Raw genomic sequence first — 26,924 nt, 5'->3', positions numbered from 1 at the left:
ACCATTACCGGTTCAAAGGGAGTGAAAATGAACAGCAATATTTTGATATTTAAAAAAATTATTATAGTAAGGGAAAGGGGACTTCATTTTAAAGTTCTTTTTGCCAAATATAATAAGTCCGGTCATGAAAATAACTTTTTTGAAAAGAGGACCCATGGGGTCCTTGGCAAATTAACGAATTTTATCGGAGGAGAATTATGAAACTTAAAATCAGGTTAAGTATAATCGTCATCGCCGTTTTGGTAGCTGTCGTAGCCACCATATCTATCGTTCTGCTTAACAAGGCCACAGCTACCCAGATGGTGACGGCTCTCAAGAGTACCGAACGCCTGGCTGCGGAGCAGGCAAAGGACATACAGCGCCGGGAGGAAATCTACCTCCAAACCGCGAAGACCCTGGCAAATGTCATGGGGGATTACAAGTCGGTGGATATATCGGTACGGCGCACCAGATACAATGAAACCATGAAAGCCATTCTGGAGGCGAATCCCAACTTTATCGGTATTTACTCCGTGTGGAAGCCCGATGCCCTGGACGGCATGGACGCCGAATTTGCCGGACAGACCGGATATACCGACAAGGGCCAGTACGCCGCATGGTACAGCCGCGCTTCAGGAGAGATCGAGTATAAAACCTGGAAGAATTATCGATCCGTAACCATGATAGCCGCCGAAGAAGTTTACGAACCTGAAGCCCAGATCGTGAACGGAAAGACCGCCTATACCTTTAATATCTCTGTGCCCGTTATTGCCCAGGGGTCAAATGAAGTAGTTGGGGTAGTAGGCATCAATGTTATCATCGACGGATTGCAGGGTTATGTAGAAAATATTATCAAAAATAACAATGAGATTGATGTCATGTCGGTATACAGCAAAAACGGGACTGTCCTGGCAAGCATTGTGCCGGAACGGGTTGGCAAGGATATGCACGAAGCCGACGCTGCTCTTTACGCCAACGAAATCGACCTGGCCTACGAAGCAATACAAAACGGGGAAATAACCCACCTGCGGGAATTCTCCCCGGTGTTAAAAATGAATCTGCGCATGGTCCTCTATCCGATAGCTATCGGTACTTCCGCCAATCCTTGGACCATCATGATGTCAGTTTCTGAAGAGACCATACTGGCCGATATACGGCAGATGACTATTTTTACCATTCTTATCGCGGTGATTTTTATGGTAGTATCGGCGGTGATCATCTACTTTGTGGCCTCAAGCGTAACAAAGCCCATTGTAAGGATTTCCGACATGCTTAAGGATATTTCCGAAGGTGAAGGGGATCTTACCAAACGGCTCAATGTGGTAAGCAACGATGAAATCGGCGCCATGGCTCATTTTTTTAACCTGACCCTGGACAAGATAAAAAATCTGGTAATTACCATTAAAAACCAGACTTCCGCCCTTTCCACCATCGGTACGGAACTCGCTTCCAATATGACCGAGACTGCGGCGGCGGTTAACCAGATTACTTCCAATATCGAGAGTATTAAGGGGCAGGTCATTAATCAGTCCGCCAGTGTTATCCAGACCGGTACTACCATGAGCCAGGTAACAACGAACATTGACAAGCTGAATAACCACGTGGAGGACCAGTCCGCCAGCGTATCACAGTCTTCTTCGGCCATTGAGGAAATGCTTGCCAACATCTCAAGTGTTACCCAAACCCTGATCAGGAACGCAGAAAATGTTCAGCATCTTGCCGAATCGTCACAGCTGGGCAGGAACGCGGTACAGACCGTTTCCATGGACATACAGGAAATTGCCAAGGAATCCATGGGCCTCTTGCAGATTAACGCGGTAATGAAGGACATATCGGCCCAGACTAATCTTCTTTCCATGAACGCCGCCATTGAGGCTGCCCATGCAGGCGCTGCGGGAAAAGGTTTTGCGGTGGTAGCCGATGAGATCCGCAAACTTGCCGAATCTTCCTTTACACAGTCAAAGACCATATCCGAAGTTCTTGTAAAGATAAAGGAAGGAATCGAAAAGATCGTCGGTTCTACGAATATGGCGTTAAACAAATTTGAAACTATTGATATGGAAGTCAAAACCGTATCGGATCAGACTTCAAACATCAAGGACGCCATGGAAGAACAGCAAACCGGAAGCCGGCAGATCCTGGAAGCAGTCGGCCAGCTGAACGAAATTACCCTGATGGTGAAGAGCGGTTCTATGGAAATGCTCGAAGGCAGCAAGGAAGTTATAACCGAAAGCGAAAATCTTGGACGGGTAACCCAGGAAATCTCCAACGGGATGAGTGAGATGGCCGCAGGTGCAAACCAGATTAACGTGGCCGTACACCGGGTCAATGAAATCAGTGTAGATAACCGAGAGCAAATCAACACCCTTGTAGCTGAGGTGGAGAAGTTTAAAGTCGCATGAAAGATTTATACTATTGGGGCCGGGAGAACCCAAAACAAAATGGACAACTCACGAAAAAAATTGTTTTAGTGGATGACAATATCACCACCTTAACTCTGGGCAGTTTTACATTGGGAGAAAAGTACAATATCTTTACCGTTCCTTCAGGCGAAAAACTTTTTATACTCCTTAAAAGGGTATCCCCGGATTTAATACTGCTGGATATTGATATGCCCGAGATGGACGGTTATGCAGTAATAAAAAAACTCAAGGACGACACTGTTACTGCGAATATACCGGTTATTTTTCTTACCGGCAAGAACGATACCGGAAGCGAACTGGAAGGTTTGAATCTGGGGGCCATCGACTATATCTCCAAGCCCCTGTCCCCTCCCTTGCTGCTTAAACGGATTGAACTCCATCTTTTGGTAGAATTCCAGAAGAAGGAACTCATGTTCTATAACAGTAACCTCACTAAAATGGTTCTGGATATGCAGAACTCGGTTTTAAAAACGGTGGCGGATTTGGTGGAAAGCCGGGATGAGATCACCGGAGGCCATGTGGAGCGTACCCGGAGGTATCTGGAAATTCTCCTTGACTCTCTGATCGGGCAGAAGATGTACCTTGAGGAAATTCAATCCTGGAACCGGGATTTTCTGCTCCGGTCTTCCCAATTACATGATTTGGGTAAGATCCACATCAAGGATGATATTTTGCTCAAACCCGGAAAGCTGACCGATGAGGAATTCAACATGATGAAAAACCACACCGTGTTTGGGGTAAAGATCATTGATGAAATTGAGCGGCATACCCCGGAAAGCAGTTTCCTCAAGCACGCCAAGATCTTTGCCGGAACCCACCATGAGAAATGGAACGGAACCGGATACCCTTACGGCTTATCGGGAGAGAACATCCCGCTGCAGGGCCGGCTTATGGCAATAGCAGATGTATATGACGCACTTATTTCCACAAGGCCCTATAAAGCGCCGCTTACCCATGAAGAAGCCGTAAATATTATTATGAACGGCAGGGGAACCCACTTTGATCCGGTCCTGACGGATCTGTTTGCCGGTATCGCCGACGAGTTCAGCGAAATAAACCAAAGCTGGAAAAAGGAGGGCTTATCGGAAATAGCAAACTATGCCGCAGTTGTATGATTCGGGACGAAGGGTACATACCCAGGAGCGCTTTTGTTTAACGATTCCTTTCTTCCCGTTCTTTTAAAGCTTTAGCAATACCAGGGGCATCCCCCCCATCACATTGAATAAATCCAAAATCGTTTTCAATACGGCAGTATTTTCTAAAGCGTAGAAAATACTGCATGGCTGAACCTCCCATTCCATAATCAGGCATAGAACCCTCAAAAACGATAAAGCCTTCTTTAAAAAGAGTTTCAATGTCGGCATAGTCTTTTAGGTATCTATCAAAATCTTCTTCAGGCCCAAAAAAATACTCCTCGTGTAAATGGTGAGCGTATTCATTCCACGAATAGTATCGTTCAATTTCTGCATCTCCATGGGGATCAAGATATTCATCTGCCATTATATGTGACAGAAAATCCACATCGTCATCATCGGTAAATACTTTGCCGGGTGACGCTTTGCTAAACTGAAAAAGTTCTGCCAGCCGGTTTCTTATAAATTCTTTGTCTTTGTTTTTTGAGCAAATTATAAATGATGAACTGCTGCTATTACTCACAAAACCATTGCGGAATTTCATTCAGCGCCTTCTTTCGTTTTAAGACTTGCTATAAACTCACGCATTCTATTCAATTGTTCGTCCCTGCGCTTTTTCGCTTCTTCAAAAGTACTACCTGAGTGGTAATCCCATAAATTAATTCCTTCATCTTCCTGCACAATAATATCACGGGGATTTATTTCCAAAACACGGGTAATATAAGAATATAAATCAAAATTAGCCATGCTGGTTTGACAGGAGATGGTTTCATCGTTTATTTCAATTCCCCAGCATTGATCATTATACTCCCAGAAATCATCCCTGCAGCCTATACATCTTGTTGAGCTTTCCCTGCATTTATCAAGGTCTCCACAATTTACATATTGTTTTATTAGTTCAACTTTTTCTTTGGGTACAGAATTTCGATTAATAATAAAACTACAAGATGAAGAATTGGAAATAAAACCCGTTCTAACTTTCATATCATACCCCCGCCTTATTAGATTTTAAATACCGGACAAGTTCCATTGTTCTTTAACAGTATCTTTCGGCCCTCTCCAAATTCGCGGCTATTCCAAATATCTTCCATGAAATCAGTTGCCAGTAAATCAAAACCTTTCCCCCAGCTCGCTTCATTTTCACAAAATGAACAAGGAAAACAGCGACCGTCAACATTTATGTACAATGAAAAGCGCCCGAAGGATTCACAGCCTTCAGCCATCATAAGCAGCTTTGTTCTGTTAGGCAAGTCCTCTATAGCTTCAGCAAATATTGGAAAGGCGCAGGAATCAAAGCCTATGCTGATATTCATGGACAAAGCGGTTCGTATCAAATCGATGAATTTATCAGGGTCAATCTGATGAAAATCATTATTTAAAGCTCTTCCTTTTGGTTTAAGAGATAAAAAGACCAGGGCATTTAACCCTTTAAGACGTTTGTCAACTTTAATATCCTGAAGTACTTGAAAGGCATTTTCTAAACTTTCGCGGGCAATAACATAATGGATATTTACCTGTTTCATGCCGGCATCAGAGAGGCGTTCTATATTATCATAACAAAGATTGTTACCATTTACAGCGGTTAAAAAATGATTGCTCACCGCGCAGGCGCCAAAATGGGCAGCTATTTTTTTGGCGGTCTCTTCAGTAACATTGGCAACTGTACCGTTAGGAATAATGTTCTGATCTCGCAGCCATACGCACATATTCCAAAGATCCGGATTCTCTTCTCCTGTAGCGCCTAAACTAAAAGCAACCTGTGTAAGCTGATTATTTGTATTTATCCTTTCGATTATCTTCTTGAAGAAGCCGAAGGCCATATTCTTACCCTTATCTGTATTGGATTTATAACAGTATGGACAATGAATACCATTAACATCATCAGAACTGACTATACCTCCACAAATAGTACTTATCTCTATATCCGCAATTTCAGGACCAAAACAGGAATATGAAGGATCATCATCTAATAATTTACCCCAACGGGCAAAATAGCCGTTTTTAAGATTGAAACGATAATTATAGTCCGATGAATTAAAGTATTTCCAATCTCCTTTAATCTGAGTAGAAAATGAATTGATATCGGCATTCCGTTTCCTGGCGACCATTTTTTTATTATAAATAAAACCATTCCACAAGTCAACGCACTGGATTGCGGGTCCAGTTTATGCGGGTTCAATTCCCGTCCTACACCTGTTGTAAAGGTAGTTCGTATATCGGTTTGATTACACCGGTCTAATATACCGGATCGAGAAGTTCAATTCTTTCACCGCCTATTTTTGTCAATTGAGTAATACCTTCCTTTCATTCTTCCGGATTTTTACCACTTCCTAATCATCCAAATAAATTTGCATGGAAACATTAAGCCAATCATCTTGATATTCCTTTGTATGGATGGTTCCATAAATCAATTTTCCGGCATCCATAAGTCTGGCTAAAACCTCATTCTTATTACGAGGAATGTAGCCGATTTTATTGCCCTGGTCATCTTTTACTACAATGGCGAGTTTGTCATGGGGGTTATCCGGTTCCCGGAAAAAATTTAATTTCTTACCCACCACAAGATTTGGTTCTAATTCATCAATGTTATCAACATACATGGTTCCGGCGATATGTGCGTCTACCAAATAAATCTGTTTGACAAAGGGCTTTCCGGCTGCTTGGAGTATACCCCCGCTATGAAGGATGCTTGCAATATTTGTTTCATCGAGTTTAATGATATCATTCATTGGGTAGTACCCCCTGTTAATTCATTTAATTTTTGTTCGTATTGGCCGTAGGCAGTATTATACTCATTGATTTTTTCAGTCAGTTCGTTTTTTCTCTGCTCAACCAGTTCAGGAGAATTTAGGAAATCAATCTGATCATAGGGAAAAGACCTTTTTATATCCGCAATAATGGCCGTGATATTGATAATCCGCTCCTGCAAGGAGGAGTGTTTCTTTTTCAGTTCTTCCATGGTGCTGGGGTTTGTGGATTGCGGGTCCGGTTTGTCTACCATGAGACTGATTGCGGAAAGGGTTTCATAATCCCCGTTTTTATAGGCTTCCACCGCTTTAAGGAAAAGTTCGTTCTTTGCATTGTCAGGTTCAGGCAATAAATCGGGATGGAGTTTTTTGACTATAACACCATACAATTTTTTTACTTCTTTGGCCTTATCCTTATCAAGAAAACCGCTTTCTTTACGGGTGAGCGCATTTTGGAAAATTTCATATTGGGCTTTGAGCTTTTTGGTATACTCCTCATACTCGACATCCAACTGCTTTTCTATTGCTTCAATAATAAATGTTTCCTGGCGGTTTATTTTTTGACGGATCAATTCTAATTTGCGTCTTATACGCAAAATCTGTGTTTCTATTTCATAAAGATTGTATTCCAGAACACCGATTTTAAGCATGTATTCCATCTCGATATTTTTGCATGTCTGGAATTGCAATTCATCCTTTTCAAAATATAGATAGGCCAATGTATCCTGCAATTTGCTTATTTCTGAGAGAAGTTTCTGGAATTCTTCATGCGGGACCATGTTCATGCTGAATACTTCCTTTCCAAGTTTATGCGGTTCGATTCGATCTCTTTTTTCAATGCATATCCCTGGTTTTTCTTTGCCTTTATTTTGACCTTCTAAAGCTTATCAAGGTCATATTATCTTTTACTTCGTCATGCGGTATCAAGAGGTATATCCACGGCTTTTTCCCTATGTCAGCATTGTAATCCGTAGCAATCTTACACCACTCAACAGCGGCATCTTGCTTTGATAGCACCTCGGGAGAGGACAATTCATTTTTAGCTTTGGTTTCAATCATATAGATACAATCCGATGTTTCGGCAACAAAATCCGGCACGTATTCCGAATAGCTATTTCCCATGCGATAATGGATCTGAAATTGGCCTTTTGCGGGTTTAAGCCATTTGATGCTGTCCTGCTCCAGGATCACAGAAAACCGGCGTTCTGTGTCGGAATCAAATTTCATTGCGGGATATAAACACTTGAAAAAACCATTGAAGATGATTTTTCCAATTTTTGACTTATCAAAAGAAGTATTACGGAAATTAAGGGGTTCCGTTCCTTCTTCGGCGGTAAAGGCAATTTCTTTTAATGGGGTAAAACCTTTGCTAATTTTTATATCAAATTCTGAAGCTGCTTCGATCTGGTGATCTAGCATTTGAGCATGAATAAAATCCGCCAGCTGTTTCTGATGAAACAAGACTACATTCCTTGTATCCTCAAACGTCTTAAGGTATGTTTCAAGATGCTTAATAAGCTGGGCGCTTAAGTCATATAACAAATCGCTTTGGTCATCATAGGAAATATCTTCATAGTCAATAAGACCTCTTACCAGATAGTCCTCCAATCGTTCCTCAACCGCATATTCCTTGATGGAAGAAAGGACTTCCTGATTATTGGTGCGTAAATGCTGGATAAGTAAATCCCGGCTTACCGGCTGGTATCGGATCCCACTACAGTCTAATTTAAAGCTACCGTAACTGATATTGGTATTATTTTTTGGGATTACCAAAATACGGGGAATATCAATAGTACCGGCAATCATGACACGGGCCGTTTCCTCAGCGATTTTTCGATAATCGATTTCCTCCTCTATTCCGGGTAAGTCATTCTGCTCTGAACTATAAATACCCTGTGCCTCAGCTACTATTGATTCCATTGTGTCATCTGATACGGCATAGGTTAAAGAAGGGGAAGAATCCCGACTTTGGATTGCGGCAACTACTGCCTGAGCAAATTTCTGTTCAGCTGGTTTATTAAACATAGGGGTTACAGAATCTGCGACGGCTCTATTAGCATTGGAAGATGTTGGTTGTAACTTCAAAGAGAAACTTGAGGGCGTAACTACGGTTTTCAATTTTTGAGAGTCGGCGTCTTTGTCAATAAAAACTGCCTTTATGTGGACTTGCGAATCCGGGCGATTGGCTTCATCGACGATTTCCTGAAAATGGTCGTGAGCAATTATGTTGAGCCGGTCTATTGTTGTAACGCCTGTCCGTTTTCCGTAAGGCAGCCTAAGACCGCGTCCTATGGATTGTTCTACCAAAGTACGGGCATTGGCAGCCCGTAACGGAACAATGGTATAGAGGTTGGTAACATCCCAGCCTTCCTTTAACATATTGACATGGATTACAATCTCAGTGGGTTCATCGTTCTTTTCTACCGAAAGGAGGCGTTCTACATTTTCTTCTTTTTCCTCTCCCCGCTGGCTCGAATCAACCTGAATGACTTTTCCCTTATAAGCGCCGTTAAAGAAATCGCCGCTTTCAATCAGTTTTTTTAATTCAGCGGCATGGGTGGTATCTCTTGCTATGACCAGTATAAAAGGTTTAACGATATTTTTTCCGTTTTGCCGTGCATAGGTTTCAAGTTCGACCTTTGTCGCTTCATGAATCCGTATGGCGTCTTCAAGTTTGATTCGTTCCAGTTGCTCCTGGGTAAATTGGGAAGCAATAAAGTTCTTCTGGGTAACAACCGCCGGTTCCTTTACATAGCCGTCTTCCATTGCCTTTGAAAGGGGATATTCGTATATGATGTTTTTGAAAAATACCGGTCCTTTCGTTGATTCTGTAAATGGCGTGGCGGTTAACTCAAGGCCGAGAATAGGATTAAGCTCATTCAGGGCTTTTAATCCTGCGGATGCCCGGTAACGATGAGATTCATCCATCAAGAGAACTAAATCAGGCAACGCAGCGAGGTATTCAAAATAGCTCTGCCCGATGTATTCGGAAAGTCGCTTAATCCGGGGAGCGTTGCCGCCCCGAACTTCGGTATTGATTTTTGAAATATTGAAGATATTGATATGAATGCCGGTAAATATCAATTGATTACTGCGGACATCAATACCGGATTCATAGTTATCCCCGGTAATAATAAGCGGCGGGTCAACGATAAATTCAGATAATCCATTGAAGACATATTTTGGGGTATTGGGCGTAAAATCATCTATCAGTTTGTTATAGATGGTCAGATTGGGAGCCAGGACAAAAAAATTGTTGATATGTTTACTTAAATGCAGATAGCTTATAAAAGCGCCCATAAGGCGGGTTTTGCCAACACCGGTAGCAATGGCAAAACACAGGGACGGAAAATTCCGTTCAAAATCGGCAACTGAAGGGAATTCACTCTGTATTATTGAACACCGTTCCTGCAAGTCAGCGTCTTTGTCCAAGGAAATAATATCGGTAATGCGGGAAAGAATTTCAAGGCTTTCGGTTAAGGGACGGCGGAGGCTTAAACGGCCGGATATGGAGTTTACTAATTTTTCTGTCATTTTGTATCTTCCTTATGTTCGGCTTGAATACGTTTTAGTTCTTTGTCAAAATCCGATTCAAACAGACGATCCTGGCGAACACGGAATTTTTCAAATTCATTCTCCGCAAAATCCTTTGCCATTTTTGCCGTTATCTTTCCTGCATCCTGCAATATTTCCCGATCATCGGCGCTTAAAAACACATCCAGCCGCTTTGCCCAATCATCCATAGTCATGGGGACCTGCCGTTCAGCCCGGTCTTCCGCCAAGTCCAGATAGGCGTTTACAATACGGCCCAGGGACGCCAACTCACGTTCGGTCAAATAATTTTTGGCAATAGAAACATCGGTTTTCAGAACCTTGCCGTCGGGGCTGTTTTCCCATGAGATAAGGCCCATCTGTTCCTTGTCCGCATCGGCCCGCTTCATGATCAATTCAGCGGCGGTGTACCCGTGAATGGCATAGTGAAGTTTGTTTTGAACCTTGGCAAAAAAATCTCGGGTTTCAGGCGCATCCTTGTTATAATCCAGGGCAGTTGAATAAATGTCGGTTATTTTTTGATAGAACCGCCGTTCGCTCAAACGGATTTCACGTATTTCCGCAAGCAGGTGTTCAAAATAGTCATGCCCCAGGAAGGTTCCGTTTTCCATCCGTTTTTTATCGATAATATAACCCCGGAGCGCGTAATCTCTTAAGACCGAAGTTGCCCATTGACGGAAGGCGGTAGCCCGTTTGGAATTGACCCGATACCCCACGGCAATGATGGCGTCCAGGTTATAGTGCTTGATATTATAGGTTTTACTATTTGACGCAACTGCCGAGAAATCCTCGGTAGTTGCTTTTTCATTCAATTCATTCTCGCCGAATATGTTTTTGAGGTGGAGTCCAATGTTGTCGCTGGAACAATCGAAAAGTTTTGCCATCAATTTTTGGCTTAACCAAATGGTATCATTCTGGACCCGGACTTCTATGCCGTCTTCCTGCGCCTGAAGGGAAAAAATGAGGAATTCTGCGGCGCCTGAGCGTATGTGCGTATGCACCGGCAGTTTTTTCTTCATTCCTCGTCTCCTTCAAAGAGATCAGGCTGCGTCTTTGGTGGTTTTTTTGCTATCGGCAGGTTTTCGATCTGCAAGCTGTAATCATCATGTCCCCACTCGCATTTTGACAATACCGATGTGGGTATTTTCTTTATGGTCAGATTGGAAAATCCGCCGGCACGGGAACGAAAGGCGGTACACATAACCAGAAGGGTCCGGTTGTCCCCGACTTCATCGGAAAGCAAGGCAAGCTGGTCATGGGTAAGCTGGGCGGTCGTCACATAGATATAATCATTTTCTGTTGACTTTCCATGCATCCAGTAGAGGGTGTCAGATGGCACGTAGCTAAAACCTTCTAACTTGCAGACCGCTTCCGCAAGCATTTCCGGGTTATATTCTTTGTTGATAATCCAGTTGTCCCATTTATCTTTTTGAAGCAGGGACGGCGCTAACCTGTAATAACGGAAACCACCGCCGCCTTTCCAGCCTGCGGCTTCGGTAATGCCGCCTTGGTCCTCGCCATCGATTACCTTTTTTAGCCGGGGGATGATGTGGGTATGGCAGTGTTCGCCGAGTTCAATCATGATCCAGCGGCGGCCCATTTTGTGGGCCACTGCGCCGGTAGTGCCGGAACCGGCGAAGGAGTCGAGGACGAGGTCGCCAGGGTTGGTGGCGATATGGATAATGCGCTGAATGAGGCGTTCGGGTTTTGGAGTCGAAAAAACGTTAGTAGCACCATATAATCCAATCATTTCTTTTTTAGCCTCATCGGTGTGTCCAACTTCATCATGTGGCCACCAATTATGCGGGGTCATTCCATCTCGCACTTCAGATAAAAACAATTTTAGCGCAGGTACAGTATTCTGCCCATCAATTCCCCACCAAATTCTATTTTCATCAACATGAACTTTATGGGTATTAGGATCGTATTTCCATGCTTTTTTTGTGTTTGAAATTATTTTTCCTGTATTAGGATTGATAATATCATAGCATAAATTAGGTCTTTTTTCAGGTGTTACCTGATTTAGATAGTCTACGGCTTTCCATGGCCCTCTTGGATCATTATCTGGATTATTGTAACGTGCAGTCGATTCTTCACTACGAGGCAATAGATTACTATTAAATTTATCGGATTTTGAATATACAAGGATATAATCACAAATTGAAGCAATCCCCATATAATTATTGCTAACACTGTATTTCCTCTGCCAAGTAATAGTTGTTTTATAGTTATTTCTTCCAAATATCTCATCGCATAAGACTTTGAAATAATGGACTTCATTATCATCTAAGTTAATCCATATCGATCCATCATCAGCCAATAATCGCCTCAATAATTCAACCCTGTCCCGCATTAGGCCAAGCCATATTGAATGTTCTATGCCATCGTCATAATGTTCAAATGCACTACCGGTATTGTATGGCGGGTCAATGTAGATGCATTTTATTTTTCCGGTAAATTCATGCTCTAGGGCTTTTAAGGCAAGGAGGTTGTCGCCGAAGATGAGGCGGTTGTCGAAAATGTCTTTTTTATCGGTACGGTGTTTGGCGTGATGGTTTTTCGCGGGGTCTTCAAGAATGATTCGGGGTTCGAGGTGCGGGCGGTTTTCTTTGCCGATCCAGGTAAGTTCTAGACGGGGGTTAGAAGGCATTAGAGGAGTCCTTATTAAGTATCTCTATTGATTTTTTAATACTTTCTTTTAATATTCGTAAAAAGGTCGTATTACGTGATTCTGCATCTTCAAGCATAGTCTTATATGAAAGGATAAACAAGTCTGCAAATCTTGTTTCCTCTGTTACAGGATTAATTACAATTGGCTGTCTTTTGGATAATATTTCACCATGAGAAAACAACCTAACAAATCCTTCTTCTATTAGTGATATTCGGAACTCCTCATCAAAATCAGCAATGCCATAAAACCATATCCTTTGAATTTTATCAGGATAATATTCAATGAGACGACGGGCACGTTGTTTCAACTGGCTAACTAATTCCTCTTTTTTTGCTATTTTTAGTCCTAATTTCTTGAATTCAACTATAACAACATCAACTTTATTTGTTGATGTTGGGTTATCTGAAAATATAATAGTAACATCAGGTTTGCCATTTTCAGTTTCGCTATATTGATGCGAACCTTCTACGCCTATTACGGAATAAATTTCTTCAATTTGCTTATCACTAAGAACGACACTATATGTCATGTATTTATCGTCTAACACCCATGCATTATTTTGATAAATATCACTTATATCACCATTGCTATAGTAATTTTTATTTTTTGGTACGATTAAATTATGAATTTCCTTTTCATCACTTTTTACAGTCATTCCTTTTAATTTTGTAATTATTTTTTCTCTGTATAATACATATTCAGTTAAAACACGGGATGAAAATTCTAGTGATTTTAAATATTGCACATCACTTAATTCAGTTGCTTCCAGTAATTCCTTTTGCGCATTAAAATATTTTGATTGTGCATCATTTATTATATTATCTTTATCGACAAGTCCAACTGCCTCATCATCAATAAAACCTTGCAAATGAGGATAATTTGTTTGCAGTTTTTGTTTAACTTGCTCATTACGCCCTGCGATTTCAGGAATTTCTTCTCGAATAACTTCTGAGACCAGTTTAATAAAGACACTACGCACATTCCGCAATGATGATTCATCCAACATAATGCCATCGCGTGTATTGTTGGTTTTACCATTGAAGGAATCTGAATATAGAATAAATACCATTTTATATCCATTAGGAAAATCTTTATTAGATATAATATCCATGTGTATTGTTCTACTATCAGCGCAAATTGCAGTAATTGCTTTTTGCTCCGTGTATACATGCTCAACGGAATACATTAATTTAAACTTATCAAAAAGGCTCGTAGTATCACGGATCGTTTTTTCCTTTAATATAGGTAAGTCCTTTACATTGAATATTTCTGAAGAATTGGTAAAGCTTTGTGCGCCATTGTTCTCCCGTGTTGTCAAACTCACTTTTATCTGTAGAGGTCTATTTTTTAATTTCATATCATACAATCGTGGCAAAAAATGTTCTATGATCCTTGTTTTAATAGTAGCTGGAACAAGATAATCATAAGTTTTAATGCTTCCTTTTTTATATCCAAGAAATTTAAGAACCGTACTCTGTTTTTTTAAGTCATTCTTATTTTTGATACTCTCTTTGTCAAACTCATCATTGAATATAAATGTTCTATGATTATCAATGTAAAAGCTATCAATTTTAATTTTTTCAAAATAATTAATAAAAACCAGTCGCCCTATACCTTTATGCTGTTTATCATCTGCATCTAATACATGGCAAAATTTTTCAAAGTTTTTATCATTGAAACCATCGCCATTATCACTTATCGTAATATTTAAAGTATCAGGTTTTGAGTAGCTTTCTATATCTATAACAATATCAATTTCTGTTGCATTCGCATCTAAAGAATTGGCAATAGATTCGAAATAAACATATTCCAAAGATGTGTTCGGAAAGAAGTATTCTGCTGCCCTTGAATTTTTTATCAACATAACAATATTCTCCTATAAATCAAAATTAATTCGCAAGCCCGTTCATGTAATTCATGAACTATCTTTTTCGTCCCTGCTATGACTTATACCCAGCCAGTAAAACACTGCTTATCTCAAATTCAATGACGCTTATCGGTTGTTGATGCCCTTTAAGGCACACATTCCACAACTTCATTACGCCATCGCCTTCACTTTCGTCACCGTCCCCTCTTTGATATGATACTCTATACCCCTTCCTTCGCAAAAACCAATCACCCGCTGACTAAGTTTATTAAAGAATTCCCTAAACCCAGGATATTTTGTAACCTGGGGATTATAATTCATTCTCCCAAAGATAATTTTATCAACAAACGAAATTTTAGATAATAGTTTGTCAAAGTCCTGCTCAATAATGTTCGGTGTTGGATATGGTTCAATACTTACCCAGGTTTTACAGCCCTTTTTGTAGAGCTTATACAAGCTGTCTATCCTGTCTTGATATGGCGAAGCAAAGGGTTCTATCTTCCCCCTAAAATCTTCATTAATGGATATAAGGGTAATGCCGTATTCATTCTCCTTCGATAATTTCGATAATGCAATTGGAAGTATTCCCTTGGTTAAGGCGGTACACCGTATCTCGTTGTCGTTGAGTCTTTTTATGATTTCAAGACTCATAGCGGATATTTCATCATATCCATACATAAACGGATCGGTGGAAAAACACAGATGAACTGAATTGATTTTATCTTTATACCGGGGAATTTCATTATCCAGAAGTTCCAGGGCATTTGAAACAAGACAAGGCTTTATCCATTCCTGGTAATTTTTTACCCGTCCGAACCGTTTCGCCATTAAGTATGCATAACAAGGATACAGACAACCATGTGAACAACCCTGAACATGGTTAATTGTATAGTCGCCATATTCAACGCCGGTTTTGTAGAGCAGGGTTTTTCTGGTTATGGTCTGTTTTATCTTCATTTTGATACTTCTTTCTTTAAAATTTGATCAGCCACTTTAATTGCCAGGCCGATTGCTTTGGGATTGTCATTGGAAACGGCAAAACAGAACAAGAACAGGGGGCTGTTTTTTGAATTATAGAGAATCCTTGAATTTTCTGAAACTGCCGGAAATATTGATTTTAATCTTGAATAAATATATTGCTTTATTGATTTTATATCGGCATCTTTTATAAAACTATCTTCATCATCGCTAAATAAATCCTTCTGCGGATTTGGTTTATAAAATTCTCTTTCCCAGCCATCATCTCCAAATATGGAATTGAGTTTATTTTTCCATGCCTGATCGATCCTTCCGTCGTTTTTAAGCATCCTGATAGCAGCGTGTAGGGGAAATAGATACCAAAGGTCAATTACTTTTGTTTTTGCGACAATTTCCAGGGTTGTCCATTTTAATTCTGTTGCATAGGGATCTAAAAATAAAACTGCCCGGTTGTTTTTCCAGTCTGTGTTTTTACAGATGACTTGCAGAGCATCATTACAATCGCCATTTATTAATTGGATCTGGTCGGCTAATTCAGAATAGTCTTTGGATATCATCGTTTTGAGTTCGGCAAAACGCCTTTTATGCTTCTCTATAAATATGTAGCTATTAAATTTATGCACCGCATTTAAGGCCAGCTTTGCTGAACCATCAATGTTTTCGATAGTATTGCCAACCGCAATTTCTCCGGTTCCGGCAAAAGCGTCTATATAAATCTTTTTAAATGGCTGATTCTTGAGTGCGGTAATATAAAAATCAAGATAATCAGAAAGTATCTTGAGCTTTTCAATCGTCCATTTTCCGCCAAAACTATGAGGTTTATTCATTATTCTCCAATATAATTACGAATACTATATATGCGTATAGTATAATGGGTCCTCTGAATTAGATCAACCAGCTTGTATACGTTGTTTTATATCGAGGATAAATTCGGTATATGCTTTATCGGCCTTTATCAACTTATCTATGGCCTATACCACTTATCGGTAAGGGATATGTAACCGCTCTCCCCTATGGTTATCATGGAAATTTCCGCCATCTAACTCCTCTTTGGGGGAATCATACCATAATTTTCAGTATTATTCTATAATATTGTAAACAATTAAGTACTGGGCGATTCTGGATTTGAACCACAAACATGGTTTGTGAAGTGACTTCTACCGTGGAAAAGGGTCCCATATCTTTATCACGCTGTATTATAGTGTAAAGAGCGAGGATTTCCCCAGGGAGGCATCCAGTGGTGGTGACAAGACCACCATTATGTTTATATACTTGATATTGCCGGGGGCGAGATGGAAACGTCACCCTGGGCGCCTGCCACTTCCCGAGGCGGCTTTGTAGCCTCGGGAGCTTTTTTCCAAATTAGCGAGGCCGTGAGATTCAAAGCCCGTCGCCCTCTGGTGTACATACACACCGGAACCTTCCTGATATGTCCGAGGTTTATTTTTTCTCCGGTTTCTCATCCGGGCGGTATTTCTTACGCAATGATTCAATCAGTTCGTCAGCCTCTTTTGCCGGGACTCCGCTTTTTATCATGTGCTTTCGCATCATCTTCATGTTTTCCTCAAGGCTCTTGTTAAAATCAAAGGGGAGCGTATCATCAATAACAACTGCTGCCGTTTTTTTAGCCATATATTTTGCCCCCTAATATTCCCACATAGCCCGCACCGCGCCCCGTTGCGGGGATACCCAATGTACCTTGCTGTGTATCTCGGGGCTTTAGCGTGATATGGTTTCCGTTAATCGATCAGCCTAATTCATTGTTATACAATCACTTACGATATGGGCGATACTAGATTTGAACTAGTGACTTCTACCGTGTGAAGGTAGCACTCTCCCACTGAGTTAATCGCCCAAAAAGCGGTATCTATCCGCGATTTTCGTATTTTATCATCATGGTTCCCCGTATGTCAACGCGCGGCACATGGTGCATACGCCTTTTACCGCGGCCGGTAGGGTTCAATCACGTCGGTGAGCCGGAAATCCTGGGGGACCAGGTCCTCCCAGGCGGAGGGTTCCAGCATGTCCTTGTCGATCTGGATGTAGAGCTGGGGTTCGTAATCCGGTTCGGGATAGAGGGTGTTCCGGGAGTTGAGGAAAGCCAGATTCATCCCGGGGGTGGAAAGATCCCCGGCGCCGGCGCGGAGCATGGTGTCGGGGTTGCGGGTAAGGGAGTCCCAGGCGCGGGCGGATTCGGTGTAGAGGCCCAGGGCGCGGGAACGGTAATTCCGGTTGCCCGTGGCCTTGGTTAGGGCTTCCAGGGTTACTGCCAGGTTGTTCCGCACCACCATCATCCGTTCCGCCAGTTCCAGGTGTTCAGGCCGGTCATTGGGCATGAGCATGGGGAAACGGGCGCGTTCGGTGTCCAGCAGGTCCAGGAGGCGGTTATAGTAGCCCTGGGCGTGGAAATAGTCGCCGCGCATATAGGAGACATTTCCCAGGGCATTGAGGAGCCGGCGGTTCGGAGCCTGCGTTGACGAAACTGCGAAGAACCGGTCTAAGGCCGGCGCCCATTGCCCCTGCTGATAATAGGCAGATCCCATACGGTACTGTATCTCCGGGGGGGCCCAGCCATTTAGCTCGGCCAATAGGTAGTACTCCAAGGCCTGGGGCATATTCCCCGACTTGGTAAAGTACTCCAGATCTCCCAGATCCGAGTAGAGCTGGCCGAATTCGGGGGAACGGGTAAGGAAACGCCGGTCCAGGGCATCTTCATAGATATCAATACCCTTGATGAGCTGTTCTTCGGCGGAGAAAAATTCCCGGCTGTTGATAAGCATCTCCCCCAGACGCCGCTGGGTGTTCAGGCGGTACCGGGTACGCTGGGTAGATTCCTGCGGGGCGATGTCAAAGGCCCGGGCGGCTATTTCCAGGGTCTGCCGTTCTTCCAGGCTGTTGCCGAAATGGTCATAGTACCGGGCTAGATGATAATGGGCTTCGGGTAAACGCGGGTCGGACTGTACCGCCTGGATCAGTACATCCCGGATATTCCCAATCTGACCGATATGCTCGTCCGGAACGCCCCGGACTTCCTCAAACCGTTTATCCAAAAGGTATCCGCCCAATTCAGCAAGGGTAAACGCGGAAATTTTCCGTTTCTTGGGATCCGACATAAAGTACTGCTGTAACGGGAGAACTTCCCCCAGGTTGTCAACCCGAATGAAATACCTCAGCATCCGTTCAACTATGGGATCCTGCCATCCGTACCGTTCCAAAAGCCTGGCGTAGGCACTGCGGGCCTCTTCATAACGGGAAGGATCGATCTCTCCCCAAAGCAGGTTGTTATCACCCAGGGCCAGGAGCCCTTCCCTATCATCAATAGAATACTCCAGAACATTTAAGCGGATAATTCGATCCGCCTTGGCGTAGTTCCGCAGGTAATTGGTTTCCATGTCGGCATAATCCAGGGCGCCTTTTTTATCCTTGGGATAATGGGTCAGAAGCTGATCGTACTTTTCCTCCGCGTAGATATACTGTCGCTCATCCCTGAACGCTTCGGCGTACTTGTAGAACCAGTCCTGCTGACGGTGGAGCTGGAAAGCGCGGTTGAACCGCTCGTTTGCCTGGGCATAACTCCCGGTGGGGATAAGTTCATACCCCTGCTTGTATATCGAATTTGCGTGTACCGGGGTATAGATAAATTCATAGCCCAGATAGAACAGGGAAGCTGCCAACATGGCAATAACCAGGAAAAGCCGCAGTACCGGCAGAAACTTATGGACAAAAATATAAGGGAAGCTGGCCTGTTCCGCCTCCAGTTCTTCACCGGTTTTCTTCTCAAATCCCTTGGGAATGGGAACCGGTTTACCCAGAATTTTTGCTGCCAGGGAAGAGGCTTCCTTAGCGGACCCGCTCCGAACCAGCAGCTTAATCAGGGAGGACATGAGATTCGGCGCGATAGCCTGTTCGGCGATTATTTCCTCAATGGCGATCCGTAAATTCAAGGGGTAGCCGGAGAGGGTGTTCCGAAGCCGGTCAAAATCGCCCTCGCTTAAACGGATTTCCTCAACCACCTCTTCTGCAGGGGATATTGGTCCGCCGGCAGCGGCGCCTGTTTCCATGCCGGCAATTTTGGGAGCATTACCGCCGAATAAATCATCAATACCGGGCAGGGTAAAATTATCCATGTCGGAACTACCCGGTCCGGTATCCTTTCCCTCATCGCTGCTAAGACCGGCTTCTCCGCCATCAGGGCTGAAACCGTCAAAGGGATCGATGCCGGCATCACCCTCCTGCGACAAATCAAGGCCAATATCCGGATCCGGGAACTCCCCTTCGGCTTCCCCGCCTTCTTCCGGGTTCATATCCACCATATCGGGGAAAGCATCCCCAAAGTCCGCTTCGGTAGTGGGCTCCTCGGCCTGTCCTGTCTCAATATCGTCGGTAAGCCCATCCAATAAACCATTCATGGCGCCGAAATCATCCCCAACCTCGTCACCGGCCTCACCGGAAGCGCTTTGCGATTCAGTTGAGGATTCAAAGCCGGGGAAATCGGCGTCCAGAGCTAATTCGTCTGTGTCGGGTACGTCCGCTGCGGCGACCTCTTCTCCGGAAACGGCTGCATCGCCGCCAAAATCGGGGAATTCTGCGTCCAGGTTAAGCTCACCCTCACCGGGCAAATCTAAACGGTATCGCCAAGGTCCGGGAAGGGTGCGTCGCCGGCTTCATCGGTACCGGCCTCTTCGCTGGAAACTGCTGCGCCATCGTCAAAATCGGGAAAACCGGCGGATAGATCGAGATCGTCTATTTCGGGCAAGTCCGTAGCGGTATCGCCAAGGTCTGAGAAGGGATCATCATCCCCAGTCTCATCGAAGGCGGCGTTCAGGTCGATATCGTCCGGGGCGGATTCCCCCACGGGCGGCGGTTCTGCAGTTTCGGTGGGAATATCACCAAGGTCGGCAAATTCATCATCAAAGCCGATATCCTCTTCCCCGGGGGCAGTGGTTTCGACGCCAAGGTCGGAAAGGGCTTCGTCGAAGCCGACATCGGAAATATCGGACTCCGGTTCTGTTTCTTCGGGTAGGGTTGTGGAAAGAGCCTCTTCTATGGCGGTTTCAACGGCCGGAGGAGGGGGTAGGTTAGCGGAACCGCCGCCCAGCAGATCGGCAAAATTAAAGCCAAGCCCCGGTACCTCAAAGGGCGCCGCCGCAGGAGCGGGAGGGGCAGGAGCCCTCGGGGGAGGAGCCGCAGCTGGAGGAGCAGGAGTCCCCGGAACAGGAGCGGCGGGAGCGGGAGCCCTCGGAATAGGAGCCGCAGGAGCGGGGGTTCTAGGAGTAGGAGCAGCGGATCGGGGAGGCGGTTCAGGGATGGATAGATCGGGAACAGGGGGGGTATTGGCATCCGGTTCGGCTAAAAGTTCATCCGCACCGGTAAGGTCATCTCCGGGAACTGCATCGAAGCTCGTTTCCTCGTCCGGCTCTGCAGGAGATGAAGGCGCCCTGGGAGGCGGAGGCGGAGGAGCAACCGGTTCGGCGTTTGGGAGGGGCAGATCGTCCAGGGGAAGTTCCAACTGGGATAGAACCATGGCTTCATCGGCGATATTGCCAAAAGAGGCTTTAAAATTTCTCAGTTGCTCTAATGACGGCATGCACAATCACCGGACCATAGGCCCGTGGTTCCCCTCTTATTAAGATATTGAAACATCAGCCGATAATTGTAAATAAGGTATGAAAAAGAATATAATTCTGATGCTCCTTGTTGTGATTATCGGCAATATAGAAGCCATTGATACAGAATCTTACCAATTTATCAACCATCTCCTGACCATTCCGGCTCCCGGGGCGCCGGAAATTTTTGATGATGGGGTAATTTTTACCTCCCCCTCCACCCATCGCCGGGTGGGGATTGCCTTTGCCCACGAGGGCTTTTCCCGGGTCTATTGGTTTCAAAAACTATTGAAGGCCAAGGATGAATTGACCCCACAGGAAGCAAAAAGCAAGAATATCGAGGATCAATACCGGGATTCGGGGATACTCTTCCATGTCTATACAGTACCACCGGAGATCCGGGAACTGGAATACCGTCTGGTTATCGACGGCCTGTGGACCACCGACCCTCTGAACCCCCAATACCGGATAGATCAGAAGTCCGGCATAGTCCGTTCGATGATAGCGATGCCGGAAATTCAGAAGGTCCCCACCGCCTTTGACGGCCCCCCGGGTACCCTCACCTTCAATTTCCAGGCGCCCTCCGGGGAGAGCGTTACCGTAGGGGGCTCTTTTAACGGCTGGGACCCCTTTATGTATGAACTAAGGGAAACACGGGTGGGCTACTATTCCCTTACCCTCCCCCTGCCCCCGGGAACCTACCACTACGTATTCTTCCACCGCGGCCAGCGCATCCTGGATCCCTTTAACCACAATCGGGTCTACACCAATGAGGGAATGGCTGCCACAGAAGCGATAGTACGATAATATTAAAGAATGCACTTTCACTTTAAAAGGGGTATCCCTATGTCAATCCGCTTGAAAGTTATGAGTATCATCATCGGTATCTCAATTATAATCGTAGCCTTTGGTACCAGTTCCGGTATGATCTCTATCCTGACCCACCTGAACAGCTCTATTGAAACTGATATGACAAAAATTGCTGAAATTGCGGATCGTCTGGTTTCCGGCGAACTAGACCTCCTAAAAACCAATGCCGAACGGGTGACAATATATTTGGTTGATGCGCCCGAAGACCAGTTAGAAGAGATCCTGCAGGAAGAAGCCAATACCCAGAGAGAATTCACTTCCCTGACTATTTTTAACCGGGAAGGGATCATCGCAGCCTACGGTCCGGACCCTGCCCCGGTGGAGCTTATAAACAGTGAATATATGCAGCGGGCCTTTAGCGGAATAAGTTCCGTCAGTACCACCCGTTACGATTCCCAGGGCAACTTATTTTTCTATGTTTGTGCACCCATTGGTACGGATCGGGTACTCGCCGCCACCGTACCGGGAATGTTTTTTAACGATCTGCTTTCAGCGTTTACCATCTGGCAAACCGGCCACATTTTTATTGATGACCAAGAAGGCTATATTCTTGCCAACAGACGAGCCGAATGGGTACAGGAGCGCCGGAACTTCATTGAGCTTGCAAAAACCGACAGCGCTTATACGGAAATTGCAAAAATGGTCAGCCTGATGATCCGTGGGGAAACAGGGGTACGTAGATTTTTCCTGGATGGGGTTGAGCGGCTCTGCGCGTACCGGCCGATATCGGGATCCGTATCGGGCTGGACCCTGGGGGTAATTGCCCCCATTAGGGAAAGCGCCTTAACCAATGTGGCAAACGGAATGATCATGACAGGAATAATAAGCGTCCTGCTGAGTATTATAGCTGCCTTCTTCGCTTCCGGCATAATTGAAAAGCCCTACGCTGCCGCCAACAATATGCTTAAAACCCTTGAATATCGGACCAAGGTTCTCCATACCACCAACGATGCCGCAGCGGTACTCTTGCAGTCCGATGTGGATCGTTTCGTAGAGGCCCTTCACACTTGTATGGATATGTTTTCCCATTGTGTGGGGGTTGATCGTATGCGTATCTGGGAAAACTCCACGGTCAACGGAAAATTATACTGTTCCCAGCTCTACGAATGGTCCGAGGGAGCAGAACCGCAGCAGGGTAAGGCAATTACAAAAAATATCCCCTACAGTGAAAATATCCCCGGCTGGGAAGAAAAGCTTTCCGCAGGGCAGTGCATCAATGGCATAGTGCGTACCTTTTCTGATGCAGAACGGGGCCAGCTTTCCCCTCAGGGGATCATTTCAATCCTGGTCATCCCCATTTATTTTCACGAGCATTTTTGGGGGTTCGTGGTCTACGACGACTGCCATAAGGAGCGGATATTCTCCACCGATGAGGAAAACCTCCTCCGCTCCGGGGGCCTTCTCATTGCCGATGCCATACTGCGAAACCAGATGACCGTAGATCTGGTGCAGGCCAGGGAAGCGGCGCTTTCCAGCAACGAAGCGAAGAGCCGTTTCCTTGCCAATACCAGCCATGAGATGCGGACTCCCCTGAATGCCATAATCGGTTTCAGTGAAATGATCCTTGAGTCAGAGGAACTAGGCGGTGAAAATTTAAAAAATCTGGAGAAGATCCACAATGCCGGGATGACCCTTCTGGGAACGGTCAATGATGTGCTGGATATCTCTAAAATAGAATCGGGAAAGTTTGAAATAATTCCTGTAGTGTATGACACTCCCAGCCTTATCAATGATACGGTCACCCTCAATATTATGCGCATCGCCGATAAGCCCATCATCTTTGAACTGCACCTTGATGAAAACATTCCCCAAAAACTTTTTGGAGATGAACTGCGGATCAAGCAGATCTTTAACAATCTGCTGAGCAATGCCTTTAAATACACCAGGGAAGGCCGGGTTGACTGGTACCTTTCGTCTGAAAAAGACGGCGGTAGTGTATGGATTATTTCCAGGGTTTCCGACACCGGTATTGGTATAAAGCCGGAGGACATAGAGAAACTCTACTCCGATTACAATCAGGTGGATACCAAAAGCAACCGTTCCATTGAGGGAACCGGCCTTGGTCTTTCCATCACGAGAAAAATTGTGACGATGATGGACGGAACAATTTCGGTGGAAAGCGAATACGGCAAGGGGAGTACTTTCATGGTACGCCTGCGCCAGAATTTTATAGAGGACAATCCCATTGGAAAGGAACTTGCCGATCGACTCAAGGGGTTTAGATTTATTGATGACCGGCGCAAGCAAAATTCCCAGATTATACGGATTCAGTTACCCTATGCAAAGGTACTGGTGGTAGATGATGTTCAAACAAACCTGGATGTAGCCAAGGGAATGATGAAACCCTATGGTATGCAGATAGACTGTGTCACCAACGGTCCCGATGCCATTGATCTTATCCGCCAGAAGGAAATCACGTACAATGCCATTTTTATGGACCACATGATGCCCGGAATGGACGGTATGGAAGTAGTACGCATCATCCGCGAGGAAATCGGTACCGAGTATGCAAAAAATATTCCCATCATCGCCCTTACCGCAAACGCTATCACCGGAAATGAAGAAATGTTTTTAGCCCACGGATTCCAGGCCTTCCTTCCCAAGCCCATTGATATTATGCGCCTGGACCAGGTGATCAACCATTGGGTACGGGACAAAAATCTCGAAGCGGCATTGCCCGTTGTGCGTCCCCGAGAGGAGGAACATAAAACACAGGAAGGGCCGCTCATTCCAGGGAACACCGTCATTGAAGGTTTGGATTTACAAAACGGCCTGGAACGTTTCGGCGGCGATCATGAATCGTATATCAAGGTCCTTAAATCTTGGACAAGCAATACCCCATCCCTGCTGGAACAACTGCGGGTGTATACTCCGGAAACCCTGCCGGCATACGCGATTGTGGTACACGGTATAAAGAGCAGCTGTTACGGCATAAGCGCCCAAACTACGGGCGCCCAGGCCGAATCCCTGGAACATGCGTCGAAGGCCGGGGACCTTGACTTTGTACAGAAGAATAACGATACCTTTATAAAGGCAACAGAAAAACTAATCGCCGATCTATCCGCCCTGCTGCTGAGCCTGGAAACGGAAAACCCAAAACCCCGGAAGCCCGAGCCCGATAAGGAAACTCTAACTGCGCTGCTTGAGGCCTGCAAAACCCTGAATATTGACGGTATAGATACTGCCATAGAGGACCTGGAACGTTTTTCCTATGATTCCGGTGCGGATCTGGTTGAATGGCTGCGGCATCAGATAAATACATCGGGCTTCACCGAGATAGAGGAACGGCTGGAAAAATTATAGGAACCTGCCTGCTGTTATTTTGACTGATCCGTACTGCTGCCTGTATCTTCGACCCTTTCAATAACGTATGAATTGCCGGAAGGAGAACCCTCGACAAGACTATGAATGATAGGTAAAAAAATCGCAAGTATAGCTATAAGCCCGACCATCAACAAAGTTAAAAGATAAGGCCTATTCAAAAGATTGTTTTCCACTGCTCCTCCATCCTGTTGTTATTATCATTCTATAATAGTACATAATAATTGTCAAAATATGATCCCGGGAATAGCAGGTTTATTTGGTTTATATTAAGATCAGATATCATGAGTTCAGGATTATGTACCAGTAATACTACACTAATGTATAGTATATTTAGAACCAACCAGCTTATTGTATGAAGGATCCAATCTCAGTATACTAATGCCAAGAGGTAAACAATGAAAGAACTGTTTGTGATTAATGCTCAATACAATCAAGAAGCGAATAAGGCGATCCTTTCCATCCTGAATGGGCTTTCTAACGCGGAACGGGAGCAGGAACGGGGAAGTTACTATAAAAGCCTTTCGGGTCTGGTAACGCATATCTTAGGAGGAAACACTTTCTTGCTGGGGATGTTTAAAGATGCGGTGGCCCATAATGATGCTGCGCTCAAGGCCCTGGCTGCCCTGCAAACAGTTTCCGTCCCCGAGGGGTCTCTCTCCGAAGCCCAGTGGAAACAACTGGGAGCCGATATTGAAACGGTCGATAAGGCCTATATCAACTTTACCAAAGCCCTAACCGATGCGGATCTGAAGGCCCCCGTAAAAATCAACTGGTATAAGGGCAATCCTGATTCGGTACCCGTTTTCTTTTTGCTCACCCAGTTGGCGGCTCATGGGACCCATCACCGGGGTCAAGTATCGCAAATATTAGATGAACTCAAGATCGATAACGATTATTCCGGTGTTAGTGTAGCATTCCTGCCTAAGTAAGCAGTGGAGCCGTCCGCAATGTACATAAACGATTGCGGCGGCCGGAAGGCCGGATTATTTTTATACGGATCCGGTGAATAAATGGTACTCATACAAATCGTACAATATCTTCAAATACCTTACGCTTTTTAGGGCGAACGATGTCATTGGCAGGATACCCCAAAGCAATTATAGATCCGAATTGTTTTTCTATAGGAATATTCAATAGTTCACAAATCTTTTTACGATCATAAAGGCCAATAATACAACTGCCAAGTCCTTGTGAAGCAGCTTCCAAACAAACATATGCGGCGGCGGCGCCTAAATCGTTTTTTGCATAGTACTGACTATCAAGGAAGCAACTGATAATGGGACTTAAAACCGCATGTTCTTCCAGAATAATAATGAATGCCTTTGCCGTACCCAGCCAAACGTTTTGCTTTAGCTGTTGACCGCATAGCGCTATTTGACTAACCATGTCTTTGCTTTCCACAACAACAAAACTCCACGGCTGGGCATTACAACCGGAATGGGTTAATCGGCCTGCTTCAACACATTGTATCAGTTTGTCATGCTCTACCGCTTGGTCTGAAAAACCACGGCAGCTTTGCCGTCTTTTACAAAGGTCTAAAAATTCACTCATGTTATAAATCCTCCGTATAATTGCATTTTATCATACGGTATAATTCATTGTCTACCGGCGTAGCGTATTTTAAAGAAAATGATTATATCAAATGGTTTTATTATTATTCCGGCGACTATCATACCGCAATTTATTATTTCAAAAAATCTATTGAAGAAGATGTAAACTATCAATTTGCATATATTTCTTTGGCGTATATCTACGATGAAGAAAACAATTTTGA

At 44.4% G+C, this 26,924-nt stretch carries 21 protein-coding genes and 1 tRNA gene; 6 read left to right on the top strand and 16 right to left on the bottom strand.

All coding sequences use genetic code 11. The features are described 5' to 3' along the window. The first annotated feature begins 27 nt into the window (after positions 1 to 27). From TPRIMZ1_RS20670 to TPRIMZ1_RS0102620, 3 genes are read left to right on the top strand one after another with little or no spacing between them, the layout of a single operon-like run. Positions 28 to 201: a hypothetical protein gene (locus TPRIMZ1_RS20670; protein ID WP_010254291.1), complete on the top strand. Its 174-nt coding sequence runs from the start codon at positions 28 to 30 to the stop codon at positions 199 to 201. Continuing rightward, a complete protein-coding gene (locus TPRIMZ1_RS0102625) occupies positions 198 to 2,381 on the top strand; it encodes a methyl-accepting chemotaxis protein (protein WP_010254288.1) in 2,184 nt (727 codons plus the stop codon). The genes TPRIMZ1_RS20670 and TPRIMZ1_RS0102625 overlap by 4 nt, the downstream gene beginning before the upstream one ends. Then, positions 2,378 to 3,517, top strand: coding sequence for an HD domain-containing phosphohydrolase (locus tag TPRIMZ1_RS0102620; RefSeq protein ID WP_010254286.1), 1,140 nt, complete (start codon positions 2,378 to 2,380; stop codon positions 3,515 to 3,517). Before TPRIMZ1_RS0102625 ends, TPRIMZ1_RS0102620 begins: the two co-directional genes overlap by 4 nt. Positions 3,518 to 3,554: 37 nt before the next feature. Here TPRIMZ1_RS0102620 and TPRIMZ1_RS0102615 read toward each other — a convergent pair whose 3' ends face one another. From TPRIMZ1_RS0102615 to TPRIMZ1_RS19640, 15 genes are all read right to left on the bottom strand, one after another. Then, positions 3,555 to 4,079 (bottom strand): hypothetical protein, encoded by a 525-nt coding sequence (locus TPRIMZ1_RS0102615; RefSeq protein WP_010254279.1) that lies wholly within the window; start codon positions 4,077 to 4,079, stop codon positions 3,555 to 3,557. Then, positions 4,076 to 4,519 (bottom strand): hypothetical protein, encoded by a 444-nt coding sequence (locus tag TPRIMZ1_RS0102610; RefSeq protein ID WP_010254275.1) that lies wholly within the window; start codon positions 4,517 to 4,519, stop codon positions 4,076 to 4,078. Before TPRIMZ1_RS0102610 ends, TPRIMZ1_RS0102615 begins: the two co-directional genes overlap by 4 nt. A gap of 17 nt (positions 4,520 to 4,536) precedes the next feature. Beyond that, positions 4,537 to 5,643, bottom strand: a complete 1,107-nt coding sequence (locus tag TPRIMZ1_RS18300) for an SPASM domain-containing protein (RefSeq protein ID WP_010254272.1) — start codon at positions 5,641 to 5,643, stop codon at positions 4,537 to 4,539. Positions 5,644 to 5,865: 222 nt separating this feature from the next. Beyond that, positions 5,866 to 6,264 carry an HIRAN domain-containing protein gene (locus TPRIMZ1_RS0102600; protein ID WP_010254266.1) on the bottom strand — a complete coding sequence of 133 codons (399 nt, stop codon included), beginning with the start codon at positions 6,262 to 6,264 and terminating at the stop codon, positions 5,866 to 5,868. Continuing rightward, positions 6,261 to 7,067 carry a hypothetical protein gene (locus tag TPRIMZ1_RS0102595; protein WP_010254262.1) on the bottom strand — a complete coding sequence of 269 codons (807 nt, stop codon included), beginning with the start codon at positions 7,065 to 7,067 and terminating at the stop codon, positions 6,261 to 6,263. The genes TPRIMZ1_RS0102600 and TPRIMZ1_RS0102595 overlap by 4 nt, the downstream gene beginning before the upstream one ends. A gap of 79 nt (positions 7,068 to 7,146) precedes the next feature. Beyond that, positions 7,147 to 9,816: a DEAD/DEAH box helicase gene (locus TPRIMZ1_RS0102590; protein ID WP_010254259.1), complete on the bottom strand. Its 2,670-nt coding sequence runs from the start codon at positions 9,814 to 9,816 to the stop codon at positions 7,147 to 7,149. Continuing rightward, positions 9,813 to 10,853 carry a virulence RhuM family protein gene (locus TPRIMZ1_RS0102585; RefSeq protein ID WP_010254256.1) on the bottom strand — a complete coding sequence of 347 codons (1,041 nt, stop codon included), beginning with the start codon at positions 10,851 to 10,853 and terminating at the stop codon, positions 9,813 to 9,815. The genes TPRIMZ1_RS0102590 and TPRIMZ1_RS0102585 overlap by 4 nt, the downstream gene beginning before the upstream one ends. Next, positions 10,850 to 12,484, bottom strand: a complete 1,635-nt coding sequence (locus TPRIMZ1_RS0102580; protein WP_010254251.1) for a site-specific DNA-methyltransferase — start codon at positions 12,482 to 12,484, stop codon at positions 10,850 to 10,852. The genes TPRIMZ1_RS0102585 and TPRIMZ1_RS0102580 overlap by 4 nt, the downstream gene beginning before the upstream one ends. Next, a complete protein-coding gene (locus tag TPRIMZ1_RS0102575; RefSeq protein WP_010254250.1) occupies positions 12,474 to 14,369 on the bottom strand; it encodes an ATP-binding protein in 1,896 nt (631 codons plus the stop codon). Before TPRIMZ1_RS0102575 ends, TPRIMZ1_RS0102580 begins: the two co-directional genes overlap by 11 nt. A gap of 174 nt (positions 14,370 to 14,543) precedes the next feature. Next, complete coding sequence (locus tag TPRIMZ1_RS0102570; RefSeq protein ID WP_010254249.1) at positions 14,544 to 15,329, bottom strand: radical SAM protein; 786 nt, start codon at positions 15,327 to 15,329, stop codon at positions 14,544 to 14,546. Beyond that, positions 15,326 to 16,177, bottom strand: a complete 852-nt coding sequence (tcmP, locus tag TPRIMZ1_RS0102565) for a three-Cys-motif partner protein TcmP (protein ID WP_010254248.1) — start codon at positions 16,175 to 16,177, stop codon at positions 15,326 to 15,328. The genes TPRIMZ1_RS0102570 and tcmP overlap by 4 nt, the downstream gene beginning before the upstream one ends. Positions 16,178 to 16,790: 613 nt before the next feature. Then, positions 16,791 to 16,982, bottom strand: a complete 192-nt coding sequence (locus TPRIMZ1_RS0102560) for a hypothetical protein (RefSeq protein WP_010254247.1) — start codon at positions 16,980 to 16,982, stop codon at positions 16,791 to 16,793. 151 nt (positions 16,983 to 17,133) lie between these two features. Beyond that, positions 17,134 to 17,205 (bottom strand) — tRNA-Val (locus tag TPRIMZ1_RS0102555). Between the two features lie 85 nt (positions 17,206 to 17,290). Continuing rightward, entirely contained in the window at positions 17,291 to 19,969 is a 2,679-nt protein-coding gene (gene flcA / locus TPRIMZ1_RS0102550) for a periplasmic flagellar collar protein FlcA (RefSeq protein ID WP_010254246.1), read from the bottom strand. Positions 19,970 to 19,971: 2 nt separating this feature from the next. Beyond that, positions 19,972 to 20,937 carry a hypothetical protein gene (locus tag TPRIMZ1_RS19640; protein WP_010254243.1) on the bottom strand — a complete coding sequence of 322 codons (966 nt, stop codon included), beginning with the start codon at positions 20,935 to 20,937 and terminating at the stop codon, positions 19,972 to 19,974. 79 nt (positions 20,938 to 21,016) lie between these two features. On the opposite strand from TPRIMZ1_RS19640, the gene TPRIMZ1_RS0102540 reads away from it, so the two are divergent. The 3 genes from TPRIMZ1_RS0102540 (at position 21,017) to TPRIMZ1_RS0102530 (ending at position 26,079) form a co-directional block, all read left to right on the top strand. Further along, complete coding sequence (locus TPRIMZ1_RS0102540) at positions 21,017 to 21,763, top strand: isoamylase (protein ID WP_010254240.1); 747 nt, start codon at positions 21,017 to 21,019, stop codon at positions 21,761 to 21,763. 39 nt (positions 21,764 to 21,802) lie between these two features. Further along, entirely contained in the window at positions 21,803 to 25,129 is a 3,327-nt protein-coding gene (locus TPRIMZ1_RS0102535; RefSeq protein WP_010254236.1) for an ATP-binding protein, read from the top strand. Between the two features lie 416 nt (positions 25,130 to 25,545). Beyond that, on the top strand, positions 25,546 to 26,079 hold the full coding sequence (locus TPRIMZ1_RS0102530; RefSeq protein ID WP_010254233.1) for a DinB family protein: 534 nt from the start codon (positions 25,546 to 25,548) through the stop codon (positions 26,077 to 26,079). Positions 26,080 to 26,167: 88 nt separating this feature from the next. Here the strand turns inward: TPRIMZ1_RS0102530 and TPRIMZ1_RS0102525 are convergent, their stop codons facing one another. Further along, positions 26,168 to 26,701, bottom strand: coding sequence for a nitroreductase family protein (locus TPRIMZ1_RS0102525; protein ID WP_010254230.1), 534 nt, complete (start codon positions 26,699 to 26,701; stop codon positions 26,168 to 26,170). Between the last annotated feature and the right edge of the window lie 223 nt (positions 26,702 to 26,924).

Origin of the sequence: Treponema primitia ZAS-1 (assembly GCF_000297095.1) — a bacterium.
Taxonomy (GTDB): domain Bacteria; phylum Spirochaetota; class Spirochaetia; order Treponematales; family Breznakiellaceae; genus Termitinema; species Termitinema primitia_A.
This window is presented reverse-complemented; position numbering and strand designations above follow the sequence as displayed.